Consider the following 18,369-nt stretch of genomic DNA (forward strand, 5'->3'; position numbering starts at 1 on the left):
AGGGAGGCAAACATATCCTTTCCCCTTTTAGGTAACTAGGAGGTAAAAGAATGGTGGATCAACCCGAACGGCCGCGCGTACAGGAAGTAAACATCAGTCACGAAATGCGCACCTCATTCCTGGATTATGCGATGAGTGTCATCGTGGCTCGTGCCCTTCCTGATGTCAGAGACGGTCTGAAACCTGTACACAGAAGGATATTATATGCGATGCATGACCTCGGTATGCATGCAGATAAAGCTTACAAAAAATCTGCACGTATCGTAGGGGAAGTGATCGGTAAGTACCACCCTCACGGTGACTCAGCTGTCTATGACACGATGGTGCGTATGGCCCAGGATTTCAACTATCGATACATGCTGGTTGATGGACACGGAAACTTTGGGTCGGTGGACGGAGATGCCGCAGCTGCCATGCGTTATACGGAAGCACGCATGTCCAAAATTTCCATGGAGATTCTGCGCGACATCAACAAAGATACCATCGATTATAACGATAACTACGATGGAACAGAACGGGAGCCTGCAGTGCTTCCAGCCAAATTTCCGAACTTGCTCGTCAATGGCGGTTCAGGAATTGCGGTAGGAATGGCGACAAACATCCCTCCGCATCAGCTTGGTGAGGTGATTGATGCAGTGCTCGCTCTTAGTAAGGACCCGGAGATTACCATCCAGGAACTGATGGAAAACCATATCTATGGTCCGGATTTCCCGACGGCTGGTAAAATTCTCGGCTTAAGTGGCATTCGCAAAGCCTATGAAACAGGGAAAGGATCCATCACGGTCCGTGCGGATGTGGAAATTGAAGAACAAGCCAACGGGAAAGCGCGTTTAATTGTGACAGAGCTTCCTTATCAGGTGAACAAAGCCCGTCTCGTTGAAAAAATTGCCGACCTTGCCCGTGATAAGAAAATCGACGGCATTACAGATCTTCGCGATGAGTCGGACCGTAACGGTATGCGTATTGTTATTGAATTGCGCCGGGATGTGAACCCGAACGTCCTTCTCAATAACCTTTACAAAATGACGGCCTTACAATCAACGTTCGGCATCAATATGCTTGCACTTGTTAACGGGCACCCGAAAGTGCTTAACTTGAAACAGTGCCTGGAGCATTATTTGGAACACCAGAAAGTCGTCATTCGTCGCCGTACGGAATACGAACTTAGAAAAGCAGAAGCGCGCGCTCACATCCTCGCTGGTCTGCGTATTGCCCTTGACCACTTGGATGAAGTGATTTCACTGATTCGCGAATCGCAAACCACTGAAATCGCACGGACCGGCTTGATGGAGCGTTTTGGTCTTTCTGAAAAGCAGGCCCAGGCGATTCTTGATATGCGTCTGCAACGCCTCACAGGTTTAGAGCGTGAAAAAATCGAAGATGAATATCAAGAAGTCATGAAATTGATTCAAGAATTGAAAGCGATCCTTGCTGACGATGAGAAGGTTCTTGAAATCATTCGTGAAGAACTGCTTGACGTGAAGGAGCGCTACAATGATGAGCGCCGTACAGAAATCGTCCTTGGCGGAACAGACTTCATCGAGGATGAGGATTTGATCCCTGAAGAGACGGTCATCGTCACGGTCACTCACCAGGGCTATGTCAAACGTCTTCCTGCATCCACGTACCGTTCACAGCGAAGAGGCGGACGAGGCGTCCAGGGCATGGGTACGCATGAAGAAGACTTTGTCGAACACCTATTGTCTACTTCGACACACAATACCCTGCTTTTCTTCTCAAACAAAGGGAAAGTATATAAAGCGAAAGGTTATGAAGTACCGGAATTCAGCCGAACGGCTAAAGGGATTCCGATCATCAACATGTTGAACGTGGAACGTGATGAGTGGATCAATGCTGTCATATCCGTTGAAGACTTTGTTGATGACTGGTACCTCGTCTTTACAACGAAGAACGGAATCACGAAGCGGACGACGCTCTCCCAATTTGCGAATATCCGAAAAGGTGGGCTGATCGCCCTTGGACTGCGTGAAGATGATGAGCTGATTTCTGTCCGACTGACGGATGGCACGAAAGACATCATGATTGGCACGCAGAACGGATACTTGATTCGTTTCAATGAAGATCAAATCCGTGCGATGGGCCGTACAGCGGCAGGTGTCAAAGGGATCTCCCTCCGTGAAGACGACAAAGTCGTATCCATGGAAATCCTTGATGATTCCCTGCAAGTGCTCACCGTCACAAGCAAAGGCTATGGAAAGCGCACGCCAGCTGACGAGTACCGGATTACCAACCGTGGTGGTAAAGGAATCATTACGTGTAATCTGACAGATAAAAATGGTCAGGTCGTCGCTACGAAAGCCGTCAATGGCGAAGAGGATATTATGATCATCACCGCGAGTGGTGTCTTGATCCGTATGCCGATGGAAAGCATATCTGAAACCGGACGGAACACACAGGGAGTTCGCTTGATTCGTCTTGGAGAAGGGGAAGAAGTTGCGACCGTCGCTCGTGTCGAGTCAGAAAAAGAAGAGGATGAACTGGTGGAAGAAGCATTAGAAAAAGAAGCGGAATCTCAAGGTGAGGTTTCTGAAGAAAATGCTGAAACATCAGACGAACCAACAGAAGAAGAATCAGATGAATCATAAGTAAAACAAACTTCCTTGACCGTCGCCTGTCGATCTATTTCGACAGGCGATTTTTTATATATGGGGGAGGACCAGATTCATAACTACCCACTATTTTTTAAATATTTGCTATTTTAATGAATTTTACGTGGTAATATAGAACTAGATTTATCGTTGAGGTTCAACATGCTTTTACATAAAGAAACTAGTGAAAGGTGGTAAGTTGCCATGAGGGTAGCTACATCACAATTGGAACCAGGTTGTCTCTTGACGAAAGATGTCATGGGCCAGACAAACCGACCGATCGTTTCTAAAAATACGACCCTTCAACCCCTCCATATTGATGTACTGAAAAAGTTTTGCATTGATACCGTGGAAGTCTCCAATCGTCGTTCGGACGGTTCGCTTTTCATTGTTTCCGAAAAAACAGACAGAGAAGAACCGGATCAGGATCTGCGTTCAGAGGAACAGGCTCTTCCTTTTTTCGAATCCTACTTAGCTGCTGTGCAGGAGTACAAAAAGTGGTTCACTTCCTGGCAGGGGGGATCACCTTTAAATATCAGCACGATTCGAAAAATGATGGTCCCCCTCCTTGAGAGAGCCGTCGATTCTGCAGGACACGAAGTTTTCTCGCTCCATCATTATACCTCCAGTAAAGATTACATCTATCATCACAGTGTAGCGATGGGGCTATTATCTAGTTATGTGGCATCAAAAATGGGATACAATTACGGTGAATGGATTCAAGTCGGCTTAGCCGGGCTCCTTGCAGATAGTGGAATGGCTAAAATCAGTGAACGAATTACGTGGAAAGAGGCCCCTTTAACAGAAACAGAGTATGAAATGGTGAAAAGCCATCCGACTTACAGTTATCGTAACGTAGAAAAGATCTCTTCCTTGAGCAACCACGCCAAGGTGGCTATTTTGCAGCACCATGAACGATTGGATGGGACTGGATACCCTTTAGGAGTCAGTCAGGATAAAATTCATCCGTTCAGCCAGATTATCGCTGTTTGTGATATGTACCACGCCATGACTTCTGAGAGGATGTACCGAAGGAAACAGTCTCCTTATAAAGTGCTCGAAGAAATCCTGCAGGAGCAATTCGGCCGCTATGATCATAAAGTGATCAGCGCTTTAGTTAAAGAAATGACCAGTTATTCTACGGGGACCAGGATCCGGTTGTCTGATCATCGGGAAGCAGAAGTCATTTTCGTTGAAAAGACCAACCCGACAAGACCACTTGTGCAAATCATTGAAGACGGACAGTTCCTCCCTTTAAAAGAACAACTGGACCTTCATATTGAAGAAGTCTATAAATAACAAAAGACCAGTTTGCGTCATGAGATGGATGCAAACTGGTCTTTTAACCAAGAAGCGAATATCTGCGGAATGCGATCTGAGGCTGAATGTAAAAAATGGACGATGAATACATAATCCTCCCGATCTTTCATCTGTTCCATCTCTCCCCACCATTCCCCCTCATAACGGACGAGCATACTTAAGTTATATAGGACAGCAAAATAGGCCAACAGTTCAGGCCACTCTTCTTCAATGGTGATCGGACCTGGATTCTTCAGTCGAAAGATCTCTTCCATCCCCGGAAGTGGCCGAAGCAGTTCATCCATGGAGATCTTTGTTTTTTCTGAGGAAAATTGAAACAAATGAGCAGCGGCATGTGGAAATAACCCATGCGGCTGGATCCGGATATCGTCCTCTAAAAATCGGTAATGCTGCTTTTTTCTTTTGCGTGTCGATAGTCCATGAGCCAGTACTTTTGCTGTTGCTGGGTAGCCAGGATCAACCGTCAGCAGGCAGCTTTTGATGAAATGATTCATTCCATAATAAAAAAGAAGCGGCTTTACACTCAGGGGTGTATGTAAAGCGGTCGTCCAATAATCTTGTCCGAGGCTCAGACCGTGAATAAACCGTTCGGCATTGTTGTACGCATGATGCTCGGCTCTTGAGTGGTTGATCTTTTCATAACAGGAAAACAAGAAGGGTCTTGTATGTGCGGTCACCTGAAGGTAAGTAAGAATAGGATCCGTGAAGTGCAAAGAAAGTTCCTCCTTTCTAACATAAAAGGAATTCTCCCCCATTTTTTTATGGTTGAAAAAGCCCGACCATTGTCGTATTGTAAATAACAATAAGAATTGGTGTCATGAGAATATACCACTTATTTTACCCACTTCCACCCAAAATATTTTAAGAAGAAAAGGAGAGGTCAAGCATGCGTGAAGACAAGTTTACAAAAGAAGGTTTAACGTTCGACGATGTACTACTTTTGCCTGCTAAGTCCGATGTTTTGCCACGTGATGTTTCGCTGGCAACAGAATTGTCCCCGACGTTACGTTTGAATATGCCGATTATCAGTGCCGGAATGGATACGGTGACGGAAGCCAAAATGGCGATCGGTATGGCGCGTCAGGGAGGACTTGGTGTCATTCATAAGAATATGTCGATTGAAGAGCAAGCGGAGCACGTCGATCGAGTGAAACGGTCCGAAAGCGGCGTCATTACGAACCCGTTCTTTTTGACTCCGGAGCACCAGGTTTTTGATGCTGAACATTTAATGGGGAAATTCCGTATTTCCGGTGTGCCGATTGTCAATAGTGTAGAAGAACAGAAACTTGTCGGAATCATCACCAACCGCGACCTCCGTTTCATTGAAGACTATTCGATACAAATCAGTGACGTTATGACGCGTGAGAACCTTGTCACAGCGCCTGTAGGAACGACACTGGATGAAGCAGAAAAAATCTTGCAGCAATATAAGATTGAAAAGCTTCCGATGGTAGACAACAATGGGATTCTAAAAGGATTAATTACCATTAAAGATATAGAGAAAGTGATCGAATTTCCTTTATCAGCGAAAGATGACCAAGGCCGTCTGCTCTGTGCTGCAGCTGTCGGTGTGACAGCCGATGCGATGACGCGTATTGATAAATTAGTAGAAGCAGGTGTGGATGCACTTGTCGTTGATACAGCCCACGGTCATTCTGAAGGTGTAATCAATCAGGTGAAGCGGATCCGTGAGCGTCATCCAAGAGTGAATATCATCGCAGGTAATGTAGGGACAGCAGAAGCAACGCGTGAATTGATTGAAGCAGGAGCAGACGTTGTTAAAGTCGGAATCGGACCTGGTTCGATTTGTACGACCCGTGTCGTTGCTGGTGTCGGTGTTCCTCAAATCACTGCCGTCTATGACTGTGCGAAAGAAGCAGAAAAATACAACAAGCCGGTCATTGCCGATGGAGGAATCAAATACTCAGGCGATATCGTGAAGGCCATTGCCGCAGGTGGACATGCTGTCATGCTCGGAAGCTTGCTTGCCGGTGTTTCTGAAAGCCCTGGCGAAACGGAAATCTTCCAGGGCCGCCGTTTTAAAGTGTACCGGGGGATGGGATCTGTCGGTGCCATGGAATCCGGGTCTAAAGATCGTTACTTCCAAAATGATCAGGAAGCGAAGAAACTTGTGCCGGAAGGGATCGAAGGGCGCATGCCGTATAAAGGACCATTGGCAGACTCTATTCACCAACTCCTCGGCGGGATCCGCTCAGGTATGGGGTATTGTGGAACACCAACCATCAGTGCTTTGCGGACAGACGCGCAATTCACAAGAATTACAGGGGCTGGTTTAAGAGAAAGTCACCCTCATGATGTACAAATTACAAAAGAAGCGCCAAACTACTCCGTTTGACCCGTATAAAAAGTGATAGACAGGGACTTTTCCCTGTCTATTCTTTTATATACTCATGTGATAAAATAACAAAGATGCATATTTTAAGGGTGGAGGTTGAGAAAGTTGACACAAAGAATAAAAACATCTATGGCCTTGATGTTGGCATTGCTTATGGGGTTCTTTGCTGTGTCCATAAATCCTGGACATACATACGCAAGCGTAGATGTTGGCGCAGAATCGGCAATACTCGTGGACGCGGAAACAGGGAAGATTTTATTTGAAAAAGAGGCAGATTTGACATTACCTCCTGCCAGCATGACGAAGATGATGACCGAATATCTTGTCATGGAAGCGATCGAGGAAGGTCAGATCAGCTGGGATACGACAACACAAATTAGTCAATACGCTTTTGATATATCGGCGAACCCTGAATTTTCAGGTGTTGGTCTGAAGCTGGACGAACAATACACCGTACGTGAACTTTACGAAGCCATGGCGATCAACTCTGATAATGCGACAACCATCGCTCTTACTGAATTGATTGCTGGCAGTGAAGGTGAATTTGTTCAGATGATGAATGAGAAAGCAGCAGAAATGGGACTGCCTGATTATGATTTCGTTAACGCAACAGGACTGAATAACTCTCACTTGGGAGACAATTATCCTGAAGGGACAGACCCTGAAGCGACGAACATGCTGTCAGCCAAGTCTGCAGCGCTGCTTGCTTACCACTTAACGAATGATTATCCGGAAGCGCTTGAAATCTCAAGCAAACCGACGCTTGATTTTGCCGGACAAACCGTGACGAACTGGAACTGGATGCTTCCAGGTATGCCTGGACAGAACTTGAAGCAGTTCGAGTACGAAGGTATGGACGGATTAAAAACAGGTTACACAGAACTAGCTCAGAACACGTTTACAGGAACGGCAGAGCGAGACGGCCAACGTTATATCTCCGTCGTTATGAAATCTGAATCCAGAGCCTCCCGTTTCAATCAAACGAAACAGCTGTTGGACTATGGGTTCAACCAATTTTCCCGTCAGGAACTCTTTGCAGCAGGAGCAACTCCTGAAGAAAATTCTACGTTTCCTGTCGCCAAAGGAAAAGAAGATGGAGTAGCGATTGAAACGAGTGCAGCCTTGAGCACACTTGTTAAAAGTGGAGAAGAAGAACAATATGAAATTCAATTCAACATTTCTGAAGATCAGTTGGATGACGAAGGCAATCTTGTTGCTCCTGTAGAAAAAGGACAAAAAGTAGGTACAGCGAAGCTTGTTTACAATGGAGAAGAGGACTACGGAAATATTCTTTCTGAAGGTGGACAAACCGTCGAAATCGTCGCTTCGTCCAGTGTGGAAAAAGCCAACTGGTTCATGCTTACCCTAGGTGCAATCGGTGAATTTTTCAGTGATGTCTTCACAGGTGCCGTCGATATGGTCAAAGGCTGGTTTTAGGTGAAAAAATCCCTATATAACCAGTAGGATTTAATATAGGATTGCGTTACAATAGAGGATAAGAATCTATGATTCAAAATAAAATGCTTAAACTATAGAGCTGTTAGGGAGGAATCAACATGGCACAAACAGGTACGGATCGCGTAAAACGCGGCATGGCAGAAATGCAAAAAGGTGGCGTCATCATGGACGTCGTAAACGCAGAACAAGCAAAAATCGCAGAAGAAGCAGGCGCAGTAGCCGTAATGGCTCTTGAACGAGTTCCAGCAGACATCCGCGCAGCAGGTGGAGTCGCTCGTATGGCCGACCCTACGATCGTTGAAGAAGTGATGAATGCTGTATCCATTCCAGTTATGGCAAAAGCTCGTATTGGACATATTACAGAAGCACGCGTCCTTGAAGCCATGGGCGTAGATTACATCGATGAGAGTGAAGTTCTTACTCCGGCTGATGAAATTTATCACATCAAAAAGGATGATTACACGGTCCCATTCGTATGTGGCTGCCGTAACCTTGGCGAAGCGACCCGCCGAATCCGTGAGGGTGCATCCATGCTTCGCACGAAGGGTGAGCCAGGAACAGGAAACATTGTAGAAGCTGTCAGCCATATGCGTCAGGTTCAGTCTCAGATCCGTCATTTGCGTGGCCTTTCTGAAGATGAAGTGATGGTCTATGCAAAAGAAAACGGTGCTCCATTCGATCTACTGATGGAAATCCGTGAAGAAGGACGTCTACCTGTCGTCAACTTCGCTGCTGGTGGTATTGCAACTCCTGCGGATGCATCCTTGATGATGCAGCTTGGAGCAGACGGCGTATTCGTTGGTTCCGGAATCTTCAAATCCAACAATCCTGAAAAATTTGCCCGTGCAATCGTTGAAGCAACGACTCATTATGACGATTACAAGTTGATTGGTGAATTGTCCAAAGGTCTTGGAACAGCCATGAAAGGGATGGAAATGTCCACCCTTACTCCTGAACAGCGTATGCAAGATCGCAGCCAGTAAGTAAAGGAGAATGCAGCATGACTACAATCGGTGTATTAGGCCTTCAAGGCGCTTTTCGTGAGCATGTACGTTCTGTTGAAGCGACAGGAGCCAAGGCTCTTGTTGTCAAAAGAATAGAACAGCTGAAAGAGATCGATGGCTTGATTATCCCTGGTGGTGAAAGTACGACCATCCGTAGACTGATCGACAAGTACGAGTTCCTGGAGCCGATCCGTGACTTCGGAAAAAGCGGTAACCCGATTTTCGGTACATGCGCAGGACTCATCCTACTCGCTTCAGAAATTGATGGTTCTTATGACGTGCATCTAGGAGTCATGGATATCAAAGTCCGTCGTAACGCTTTCGGACGACAGCGTGAAAGTTTTGAAGCAGATCTCGATATTGAAGGTGTAGCAGAAGGATTCAATGCCGTATTCATCCGTGCTCCTTACATTGAAGGGGTTGGAGAAAATACGAAAGTGTTAGCCCGTTACGACGGTCATATTGTTGCCGCACAGGAAGGTCACTATTTAGCTTGTTCTTTCCATCCGGAATTGACGGACGACCATCGTTTAACGGAACATTTTGTTGAAATGGTAGAAGAAGCTAAAAAAACACTTGCATTATAATTCTGAATCCGCTAATCTTATGTAACACAAACCATAAATGAACGCGATGACAGGAAATAGTAACATGTCCCTTCTTCTCAAAGAGAGTCAGTGGCTGGTGTGAACTGACGGAGAAGCCATGTGAATCCATCCTTGAGTGTCTGACTGAAAGAAGTAGGTCAGACCGGTACTCACCGTTATGAGTGAAGCCGGAAGGTCACATAGACCTTCAACTTGGGTGGTATCGCGGGAAGCATAAACCAAAGCTCTCGTCCCTTATTAGGGACGGGAGCTTTTTGTTTAGCTTCCAATCCATTTGAACTGATCATATAAAGGAGGAAGTAAACATGTTGGACATGAAATACTTACGCCAGAACTTTGAAGAAGTTAAAGGAAAACTGCAAAACCGTGGAGAAGACCTCTCTGACTTGGATGCCTTCGGTGATTTGGATAGCAAGCGCCGTGAGTTGATCCAGGAAACCGAAGAATTGAAAGCAAAGCGCAATGAAGTATCCAAGGAAATTTCCCAGTTGAAAAAAGCGAAGGAAGACGCCGACGATAAGATCAAAGAAATGCGCGAAGTCGGTGACCGCATCAAGACCCTTGATACAGAGCTGAAAGAAGTGGAAGAGAAACTTGAGACGCTTCTCTTATCTATCCCGAATATTCCTCACGAAAGTGTACCTGTTGGAGGAGATGAGGAAGACAATATTGAAGCGAGAAAAGTAGGGGAGATTCCAGCTTTCGGTTACGAAGCAAAACCGCACTGGGATGTGGCTACAGATTTAGGTATTCTTGACTTTGAAAGAGCATCAAAAGTCACAGGAAGCCGTTTTGTATTCTACAAAGGCATGGGAGCCCGGTTAGAGCGTGCGTTGCTCAACTTCATGATGGACCTGCATGCGGATGAACACGGCTATCAGGAAATGCTTCCACCACAAATGGTCAACCGTACAGCGATGACAGGTACAGGTCAGTTGCCGAAATTTGAAGAAGATGCCTTTAAAATTGAAGACTGGGATTACTTCCTTGTCCCAACAGCTGAGGTACCGGTAACGAACTTCCATAGAGAAGAAATACTATCTGTGGAAGACCTTCCGCAGAAGTTCGTAGCCTTCAGCACGAATTTCCGTTCTGAAGCAGGATCTGCCGGCCGAGATACAAGAGGGTTGATCCGTCAGCATCAATTCAATAAAGTGGAGCTTGTGCAACTGGCAAAGCCTGAAGAGTCCTATGATGTTTTAGAGGAACTCACAGGTCATGCAGAAAAAGTCCTTCAGTTGTTAAAACTCCCTTACCGGGTGATGAGCATGTGCACGGGAGATCTAGGGTTCACAGCAGCCAAGAAATACGACATTGAAGTATGGATCCCGAGCCAGGAGACTTATCGTGAGATCAGCTCTTGCTCTAACTTCGAAGATTTTCAGGCACGGCGCGCAGGCATTCGCTTCCGAAGAGAAGAAAAAGGTAAGCCTGAATTCGTTCACACGTTGAATGGGTCTGGTCTAGCTATCGGACGTACCGTTGCAGCCATCCTTGAAAACTACCAGCAGGAAGATGGAACGGTCATCGTACCAGAAGTCCTACGTCCATACATGGGTGGAAAAGATATCATCAAGTAACACATAAAAAAGGAAAAGCGCCTGAATCCTATGAATGGTTTCAGGCGCTTTTTTTGGTTTTGTTTTTGGATACAGTCATTGCTAATCGTCCTTGATTCTGTGGAAGGGAATTTGTATAATAACGAGGTGACATTTTTTTCGTGATTGTTCGACAACAACTTGTTTAAAAAAATTAAAGGATTTTGTTGACGGATTCGGACAACCATGATATTATAATTATTGTCGGTCACACGGAGGAGTACCCAAGTCCGGCTGAAGGGAGCGGTCTTGAAAACCGCCAGGGGGTTTACGCCCCGCGGGGGTTCGAATCCCTCCTCCTCCGCCATATTATTATCAACAATAGCGCATAAATATTGGAGATTTATAGAACAGAAATCGTTACTTCGAGTAACGATTTTTTATTTTGTTTCATTTGATTAAAAATGTGAATGGAAAAAGAGAAAAGCCCTCACCGGGGACGGATCGGTGAGGGCTTTTTTTATATTTTTCAGGAATCTAATAAAACCTCTTCTTTATTGGGATAGGTCTTTTCAATATGCTGCTCTCCCCAGGCACAGAGCATGTCTAATGCCCCTTTTAATGTCCATCCGTATTCCGTCAGTTCATACTCCACTTTTGGCGGTACCTGGTTATAAACGATGCGCTTAATGACCCCATCTCTTTCTAATTCTCTTAGCTGCTGGGTCAACATTTTCTGTGTAATCCCAGGCATTAAGCGTTTCAGTTCACTTGTCCGCCGTTTATTTTCGATCAAGTGACACAGAATGACAACTTTCCACTTTCCTCCGATCACTTCAAGAGCAGCTTCGACCGGTATATTATATTTAGGCATAAGATTTACCTCCTTTAGAGACCCTATGTTTCTTTTTAGCATGTATATCCGTTGATTCACTATACACGATAGGAACACAAGTTAAAAAGATTTTGCATGAACCATCTCACGATCCCTTATTTTGTACAATTGTTACTTCCAGGTGCCTATAGCACATAGAAGTACGTACTTCTCAAGTGTTCGATCAGCCCTCATAATAAGATTTGTCATCCAGAGGCGCCCTGGATGCATTCCATTCTGTTTTAATTCTTATATATATTTGCAAGGAGGAACATGATGAGTTCACACGCAGAGAGTATTCAAGAAAATTCTCTCGATCATAAATCGAAACGTTTTCCATTTGCTTTATTAGCTCTAGCCATTAGTGCGTTTGGGATAGGAACAACAGAATTCGTACCCGTAGGTTTGTTATCAACGATGGCTGATGATCTTTCTATATCGATCACACTTGCAGGTCTATTGATATCTGGATATGCTGTCGGTGTTGCTGTAGGAGCTCCTGTTTTAACAGCTCTTACAAATAAAATGAGCCGGAAAAGTTTATTGCTTGCTCTCATGGTTGTTTTCATTTTTGGTAATTTAGTAGCTTCGATTTCGACAAGTTTTACCTTGCTGTTAATGGCGAGGATCATCACTGCTTTTTCTCACGGAATATTCTTTTCTATCGGTTCGACCATTGCTGCAAGTTTAGTTCCTGAGCATAAAAGGGCAAGTGCCATCGCCTTTATGTTTACTGGATTAACTGTCGCGACAGTGACCGGTGTGCCTCTAGGAACATTTATTGGACAAACCTTTGGTTGGAGGGCAACATTTGCCGGTGTAGCCTTGCTCGGCGTGATCGGCATTATCGCAAGTGCTTTGCTTGTCCCGAAAAACCTGGAAGAAGCACCTCCAGCAAGTTTTCGTGACCAATTAAAAATATTAACAGAAAAAAGAATCTTGCTATCCTTCGCTATTACAGGATTAGGGTATGGCGGCACGTTTGTGGCGTTCACCTATCTTGCTCCTTTACTAGAAGAAGTGACAGGTTTTGATCCGAAATTTGTCAGTGTGATCCTGCTCATTTATGGAGTTGCGGTGGCGATCGGTAATACGATTGGTGGTAAAGTTTCGAATAAGAGACCAATCAAAGCATTGTTTTGGATGTTTGTGTTGCAGGCGATCGTATTGCTCCTTATGGCCTTCGTCATTCCATTTAAAGTGTTCAGTTTGGTCGTATTGTTTTTCATGGGATTGTTTGCTTTCATGAACGTGCCTGCTTTGCAGATCTTGGTCGTTCAATTAGCGGAGAAATATGTTCCATCTGCGGTCAATGTAGCTTCCGCTTTAAATATTGCCGCGTTCAATGTAGGAATCGCTATTGGCTCCTCGGTTGGTGGTGTCATCGTTGATACGATTGGTCTTGTTCATACACCATGGATTGGTGCAGTGATGGTGGCTGGCGCTGTCATCTTGACAAAGATTCTGAATACGATGGAACGATAATCTATGAAAAGGACCCCTTTATTCAAAGGGGTCCTTTTCTCTTGTTATACTAATAGTGGAGAGAGGAGGGATGGTATGGGTTATGTTGAGGATTTACGTGCCATTATTGGTCACCGGCCCATAATATTAGTTGGATCTGTTGTGATCATCATCGATGAAAAGGGGCGGATATTGTTGCAGGAACGAACGTCCCCACAGGGTGTATGGGGTCTGCCGGGGGGTTTGATGGAGCTTGGAGAAAGCACCGAACAAGTCGCGAAACGTGAAGCTTTCGAAGAGACGGGGTTAAAAGTCGATGGCCTGCAATTATTGAATGTGTACTCTGGGGAGGATCAGTTCAGTCGGGCACCTAATGGAGATGAGTTTTATGTTGTGACAACGGCTTATTTCACTCACCATTTTAGTGGAGACTATGCTTTCGATCCGGAAGAAACCGTACAGGTGAGGTTCTTTGAGACTCATGATTTACCTGAGAAGATGATTGGCAGCCACCGGATGATGATTGAAGATTATAAACAAAAAAACTCCTGATCTTGGATGAACGATCAGGAGTTTCTTCTTTATAGTTACGTCAATAAATGACTGGAGCGCCATTTACGTGATTGTTGGATGAAGTGACCGATTTTTTCAAGGACGGGTTCAATGCTTGTTTTGTCATTCAATACGTCGTAGTCGGCAATATTGAGACGCAGGACAGGGCAGGAATTGAAATTATCAATCCAATTGTCATAACGCGTGAACATTTCTTCCCAATATTCAATCGGCGTTTCTTGTTCCATCGGACGTCCACGTTCTTTGATGCGGGAAAGAATATCATCAAACGAACCTTCCAAATAAATCAGAAGATCGGGGTGAGGGAAATATGGTGTCATCACCATCGCATCAAAAAGGTTCCGATAGGTTTCATAATCGGTTGCGGACATTGTCCCTTTTTCATAGTGCATCCGTGCAAAAATTCCGGTATCTTCATAAATGGAACGGTCCTGGATGAACCCGCCGCCATATTCAAAGATTTTCTTTTGTTCTTTGAAGCGTTCCGCTAAGAAGTAAATCTGTAAATGGAAGCTCCAGCGTTCAAAATCCTGATAGAATTTGTCGAGATAAGGATTGGTGTCGACTTTTTCAAAAGAGGTACGAAAGTTGAGGGCATCAGCGAGAGCATTGGTCATCGTTGACTTGCCGACCCCGACCGTACCTGCAATCGTTATGACGCTGTCATGTGGAATTCCATAGCGTTCACGTGCATTCATTTGATAACTTCTCCTTTATTTAAATGCTGCTCTACTTGATCAACAATATAATTTAAATCGTCTTGATGTTTTACGAAGTCTAAATGATCCCCGTTCAAACGGATTACAGGAATCTCTGGGTGAGTGGCTTCGAAATGTCTCATGAAGTCTTCGTAGTCTTGAGAGAGTTGTTCAAGATAAGAAGGTTGAATATTTGCCTCTACATCACGGTTACGCATGCGGATGCGTTCGAGCAGTGTATCTAAACTCGCATGTAAATAGACGACCATATTCGGTTTAGGCATATCGTGTGTTAATATATCAAAAATCTGCGCATACTTGTCAAATTGATCTTCTCTCAACGTGCGCCGTGCGAAAATCATATTCTTGGATATATGGTAGTCGGCAACCACCGGCTTCCCCGACTGCAAATATTTGCGATCGATGTCTTCGAGCTGCTTGAAACGATTGCACAAGAAGAACATCTCCGTTTGGAAGCTCCATTCTTCAATATTGTCGTAAAACTTGCCTAAAAACGGGTTCTCCTCAACGATTTCCTTCAGCAAATGAAAATCAAACTGGGAGGCGAGCTTTTTAGACAGAGACGTTTTCCCAACCCCAATGGGCCCTTCAACGGATATGAAAGGTAAATCTCCCATCTCTTTTCCTCCTTCAAACTCATTTCAAAAAAACGTGAGTGTTCCTCACTCACATACAAAATACGATACTTTTAGACAGACAAATAACATTTTATCACATACATACGTTGGAAGTAACATTTGAGCGATAATTTTAAGGTGTATTTGCTTTTCAATCTTTGGTTTGTTTTGTATAATATTACTCGTACGTTCATACGCCCCCGTAGCTCAGGGGATAGAGCATCGGTTTCCTAAACCGTGTGCCGCAGGTTCGAATCCTGCCGGGGGCGCTGGCTGAAGCTTATCGAAGCTTCAGCTTTTTTTATGATTCCTTACAAAATTAATCTTCCTCCGACTCCACGTGTTGAGCCATAATACTGCACTAAACCCAAGACAAAGAATGACAACCACCCACAGGAGGGCTTCTTCCATTCGACCTGATTCGACAGCGAAATAGATGGCGAGTGGAATGGTGTCTGTTTCACCAGGGATGTAGCCGGCGATCATTAATGTAGCCCCGAACTCACCAAGGGATCGAGCGAAAGCCATGACTAACCCGGCAAGTAATCCAGGCCAAGCTAACGGAAGCGATATGGTGAAGAATACCTTTAATTTCGAAGCCCCCATCGTCAAAGCTGCATTCTCCAGGTTTTGATCATAATTTTGAAAAGCTGCTGATGCACTCTGATACATAAGAGGAAATGAAACGACAGCAGACGCAATAACTGCCCCGGTCCACGAAAAAATCACCTGAAAACCAAACCAGTCCATGAGCCATTGTCCAATCCACCCGTTTTTGCCAAACAAGTAAAGCAAACCAAATCCAATTACTGTTGGGGGAAGAACAAGAGGCAGCAAAAGTATGGATTCTAATATACTTTTCCCGGGAAATAATTTTCTGGAAATGATTCGTGCGCTGATCACTCCAATTATAAATACCATGAAAGTAGCAATTCCTGCCACTTTCAGGGACAATAGAAGAGGCTCGACATTCATTTTTCTATCTTTCCACCTCTCATAGGATTGAATCCATAAGCTTTGTAAATTTCTGTTGCATGGTCACTGGTTAAAAAGGTAAGAAATTTCTTCCCTTGATCCTTAGTCCGGCTTTTTGAAAGAACGATTCCCGGATATATGATCGAATCGTGGAGGGTAGGATCTACTTGTGTAAGAGTGGCCACCTGATCGGAAATCATGGCATCACTGGCATAAACAAAACCATAGTCCACCTGACCGGATTCGACATAGGCAAGAACTTGTCTTACATCACTTCCGAATACCATCTGATCCTCTAGCTTTCCCCAAAGTTGAATCCTTTCGAGCGTCTGTTTCGTATAAGTACCAGCAGGCACACTCTCCGGATTACCGACGGCCAGCTGTTCACTTTCTGTAAGTTCCAGTTCCTGAATCGTGTCTAAACGATTCTTAGATTCATCACCAATAAGCACAATCTGGTTTGTGGCAAATTCTATGTATGTATCCTTGTCGACAAGATCCTGCTCCTTTAGCAGTTCAATCCAACGAAGATCGGCAGACAAGAACACGTCTACAGGAGCTCCTTGTTCAATCTGTCTAGCCAGTTTACCTGATCCTCCATATATGGTTTCTATTTCTATATGATATTGTTCCTCAAAACGAGGAGTTAGCTCTTCCATTACGTCTTTTAGACTTGCAGCAGCTGCTATTCTTATGTTCGTTTCATTAGAATCTGATGGAGAAGCGCAACTGCATAAGATTAGTAAAATCATCATACTCCATATCCATATTAACGTTCGCATGTCTATTCCCCTTTGTTACCATTGGTTCTATTCTTAAGATACGTTATATGTAAGTAGAAAGCGATTAAAAGGTCATAAAGAAAGGAGTGCGGTTTATGAAATTACAAGTGCTTTCAACTCTTATCCTCGCTTTATTGCTCACACAACTCCCAGTCATAGGGAAATATTTCGCTATCTTGAATACAATGATCCACGAGAGTGGGCATTCCCTTATGGCGTTGATTACAGGTGGAGAAGTGAGGAGAATTTCTCTGCTTCCCAATACGTCCGGATTTGCTCTGACCGGACATACATCATGGGTCGGGCAAGTATTAACAAGCTTAGCCGGCTATGTATTTGCCTCTTTCTTCGCTTTCGTCTTCTTTTTCCTCATTAGTCGTGGGCAGTATAGGTGGATGGTTTATCTATTAATAGCGTTCCTAGCTATCAATCTCCTTTTCTGGGTGAGGAATGTATATGGCCTCTTCTGGATCCTTACATTTGGAGCTGGGTTTATATGGCTGTTGAGAACCGGTCATGAACAGGTGGTCCAGTATGTCTTATTGTTTCTATCTTCACTCGTCCTTGTCGAGTCAGTGACCAGTGCCTTTGAGGTGATGTGGATCAGCTTTGTGTCACCAAACCAAGCCGGTGATGCCGCAAACTTGGCAAGAGCGACAAAATTTATCCCCGCCCCTTTTTGGGGAGTGGCTTTTTTTGTCCAGGCCTTATACTTTGCCCTGCTTTCTATAAAGCGTGTCTTCCCTTTCTGACGTTGTGAATGAAAAGAAGAAAAAAGATTAAATTCCGCTCATGCCCTGCCTTCTTATTCCCTTCTGAATAAGGTAGTAAAGTAAGAAGAGAGGGGGGAATGGAATGAGCGGAGGATACGGTGGCGGTTTCGCGCTATTGGTTGTTTTGTTCATCCTTTTGATCATCATCGGTGCATCTTATATGGGTGGCCGTGGATACGGTTATGGATACTAATAAATAAACAAAGCGGGAAACTTTTCCCGCTGTTACATAAAATCAAACGTTTCTCGAAGTTTGGAAAAGGGTATCAGGGGACTAGAATAATTGGACGGAGGCGTCGTTTATGGATTTAAAAGAACACTTAGTTGCACATGGATATGACCACATTGATATTCTTCTTATTGATGAGGAGGGTGACCAAACGACAGTTGCCGACATTTCCCTGCCAAAGGTCACGGATTTAGAGTACAAGCTTTATCTCAAGCCGGAAACGATCTCTTACCATTTTAAGGAAGAGAATCCTTATTTCGAGGCTGAGCAGCAATCAGAGTCCGATGATGGTAAGAAAATTAAAGGTTTCATCCTCGAATGGTAAGTCCTGTTCCTACAGGGCTTTTTTTTATGCCTAACATAACACTCAGCATTTGCAGATATGCTCCCGATTGTGGAAGACTCAGTTTCGAGACGTTTTTGTGAGTTTAAGGGCTGCGGGAAAAGGTTCGCTTTCCATGGGGCGGGCA

At 44.5% G+C, this 18,369-nt stretch carries 18 protein-coding genes, 2 tRNA genes and 1 other annotated feature; of the genes, 14 read left to right on the plus strand and 6 right to left on the minus strand.

What is annotated here, in order from left to right; all coding sequences use genetic code 11:
- Window positions 1–50: 50 nt before the first annotated feature.
- Window positions 51–2,606 (plus strand): DNA gyrase subunit A, encoded by a 2,556-nt coding sequence (gene gyrA / locus K2225_RS11505; protein WP_220584855.1) that lies wholly within the window; start codon window positions 51–53, stop codon window positions 2,604–2,606.
- 207 nt (window positions 2,607–2,813) lie between these two features.
- Complete coding sequence (locus K2225_RS11510) at window positions 2,814–3,908, plus strand: HD-GYP domain-containing protein (protein ID WP_220584856.1); 1,095 nt, start codon at window positions 2,814–2,816, stop codon at window positions 3,906–3,908.
- A gap of 17 nt (window positions 3,909–3,925) precedes the next feature.
- Here the strand turns inward: K2225_RS11510 and K2225_RS11515 are convergent, their stop codons facing one another.
- Window positions 3,926–4,642, minus strand: a complete 717-nt coding sequence (locus K2225_RS11515) for a YaaC family protein (protein ID WP_220584857.1) — start codon at window positions 4,640–4,642, stop codon at window positions 3,926–3,928.
- A 173-nt stretch (window positions 4,643–4,815) separates the two neighbouring features.
- Here K2225_RS11515 and guaB point away from each other — a divergent pair, with 173 nt between their 5' ends.
- The 6 genes from guaB to K2225_RS11545 all read left to right on the plus strand — a co-directional run bounded on the left by guaB (window position 4,816) and on the right by K2225_RS11545 (window position 11,260).
- Window positions 4,816–6,285 carry an IMP dehydrogenase gene (gene guaB, locus K2225_RS11520; protein ID WP_220584858.1) on the plus strand — a complete coding sequence of 490 codons (1,470 nt, stop codon included), beginning with the start codon at window positions 4,816–4,818 and terminating at the stop codon, window positions 6,283–6,285.
- A 105-nt stretch (window positions 6,286–6,390) separates the two neighbouring features.
- Entirely contained in the window at window positions 6,391–7,722 is a 1,332-nt protein-coding gene (locus K2225_RS11525; RefSeq protein ID WP_370632744.1) for a serine hydrolase, read from the plus strand.
- Window positions 7,723–7,841: 119 nt separating this feature from the next.
- Entirely contained in the window at window positions 7,842–8,726 is an 885-nt protein-coding gene (gene pdxS, locus K2225_RS11530) for a pyridoxal 5'-phosphate synthase lyase subunit PdxS (RefSeq protein ID WP_146814478.1), read from the plus strand.
- 17 nt (window positions 8,727–8,743) lie between these two features.
- Complete coding sequence (gene pdxT, locus K2225_RS11535; protein ID WP_220584859.1) at window positions 8,744–9,334, plus strand: pyridoxal 5'-phosphate synthase glutaminase subunit PdxT; 591 nt, start codon at window positions 8,744–8,746, stop codon at window positions 9,332–9,334.
- Between the two features lie 37 nt (window positions 9,335–9,371).
- Window positions 9,372–9,593, plus strand: a binding site (T-box leader).
- A 67-nt stretch (window positions 9,594–9,660) separates the two neighbouring features.
- Window positions 9,661–10,935: a serine--tRNA ligase gene (serS, locus tag K2225_RS11540; RefSeq protein ID WP_220584860.1), complete on the plus strand. Its 1,275-nt coding sequence runs from the start codon at window positions 9,661–9,663 to the stop codon at window positions 10,933–10,935.
- Window positions 10,936–11,167: 232 nt separating this feature from the next.
- Window positions 11,168–11,260, plus strand: a tRNA-Ser gene (locus K2225_RS11545).
- Window positions 11,261–11,422: 162 nt separating this feature from the next.
- On the opposite strand, the gene K2225_RS11550 is transcribed toward K2225_RS11545, so the two are convergent.
- A complete protein-coding gene (locus tag K2225_RS11550; RefSeq protein WP_220584861.1) occupies window positions 11,423–11,767 on the minus strand; it encodes a winged helix-turn-helix transcriptional regulator in 345 nt (114 codons plus the stop codon).
- A 276-nt stretch (window positions 11,768–12,043) separates the two neighbouring features.
- Here K2225_RS11550 and K2225_RS11555 point away from each other — a divergent pair, with 276 nt between their 5' ends.
- On the plus strand, window positions 12,044–13,252 hold the full coding sequence (locus tag K2225_RS11555; RefSeq protein ID WP_220584862.1) for an MFS transporter: 1,209 nt from the start codon (window positions 12,044–12,046) through the stop codon (window positions 13,250–13,252).
- A gap of 75 nt (window positions 13,253–13,327) precedes the next feature.
- Entirely contained in the window at window positions 13,328–13,783 is a 456-nt protein-coding gene (locus K2225_RS11560) for an NUDIX hydrolase (RefSeq protein WP_220584863.1), read from the plus strand.
- 35 nt (window positions 13,784–13,818) lie between these two features.
- Here K2225_RS11560 and K2225_RS11565 read toward each other — a convergent pair whose 3' ends face one another.
- Both K2225_RS11565 and K2225_RS11570 read right to left on the minus strand, forming a co-directional pair.
- Window positions 13,819–14,502, minus strand: a complete 684-nt coding sequence (locus tag K2225_RS11565; RefSeq protein WP_089650756.1) for a deoxynucleoside kinase — start codon at window positions 14,500–14,502, stop codon at window positions 13,819–13,821.
- Complete coding sequence (locus K2225_RS11570; RefSeq protein WP_146814464.1) at window positions 14,499–15,140, minus strand: deoxynucleoside kinase; 642 nt, start codon at window positions 15,138–15,140, stop codon at window positions 14,499–14,501. Before K2225_RS11570 ends, K2225_RS11565 begins: the two co-directional genes overlap by 4 nt.
- Window positions 15,141–15,336: 196 nt before the next feature.
- On the opposite strand from K2225_RS11570, the gene K2225_RS11575 reads away from it, so the two are divergent.
- Window positions 15,337–15,409 (plus strand) — tRNA-Arg (locus K2225_RS11575).
- A gap of 22 nt (window positions 15,410–15,431) precedes the next feature.
- On the opposite strand, the gene modB is transcribed toward K2225_RS11575, so the two are convergent.
- Both modB and modA read right to left on the minus strand, forming a co-directional pair.
- Window positions 15,432–16,115: a molybdate ABC transporter permease subunit gene (gene modB / locus K2225_RS11580; RefSeq protein ID WP_220584864.1), complete on the minus strand. Its 684-nt coding sequence runs from the start codon at window positions 16,113–16,115 to the stop codon at window positions 15,432–15,434.
- Window positions 16,112–16,897 (minus strand): molybdate ABC transporter substrate-binding protein, encoded by a 786-nt coding sequence (gene modA / locus K2225_RS11585; RefSeq protein WP_220584865.1) that lies wholly within the window; start codon window positions 16,895–16,897, stop codon window positions 16,112–16,114. Before modA ends, modB begins: the two co-directional genes overlap by 4 nt.
- A gap of 95 nt (window positions 16,898–16,992) precedes the next feature.
- On the opposite strand from modA, the gene K2225_RS11590 reads away from it, so the two are divergent.
- The 3 genes from K2225_RS11590 (at window position 16,993) to K2225_RS11600 (ending at window position 18,224) form a co-directional block, all read left to right on the plus strand.
- Entirely contained in the window at window positions 16,993–17,649 is a 657-nt protein-coding gene (locus K2225_RS11590; RefSeq protein ID WP_220584866.1) for a M50 family metallopeptidase, read from the plus strand.
- A gap of 103 nt (window positions 17,650–17,752) precedes the next feature.
- Complete coding sequence (locus K2225_RS11595; protein ID WP_089650761.1) at window positions 17,753–17,863, plus strand: YjcZ family sporulation protein; 111 nt, start codon at window positions 17,753–17,755, stop codon at window positions 17,861–17,863.
- A 109-nt stretch (window positions 17,864–17,972) separates the two neighbouring features.
- Window positions 17,973–18,224 carry a hypothetical protein gene (locus tag K2225_RS11600; protein WP_220584867.1) on the plus strand — a complete coding sequence of 84 codons (252 nt, stop codon included), beginning with the start codon at window positions 17,973–17,975 and terminating at the stop codon, window positions 18,222–18,224.
- The last annotated feature ends 145 nt before the right edge of the window (window positions 18,225–18,369 follow it).

It is taken from the genome of Halobacillus sp. Nhm2S1, from assembly GCF_019599545.1.
Taxonomy (GTDB): Bacteria; Bacillota; Bacilli; order Bacillales; family Halobacillaceae; genus Halobacillus.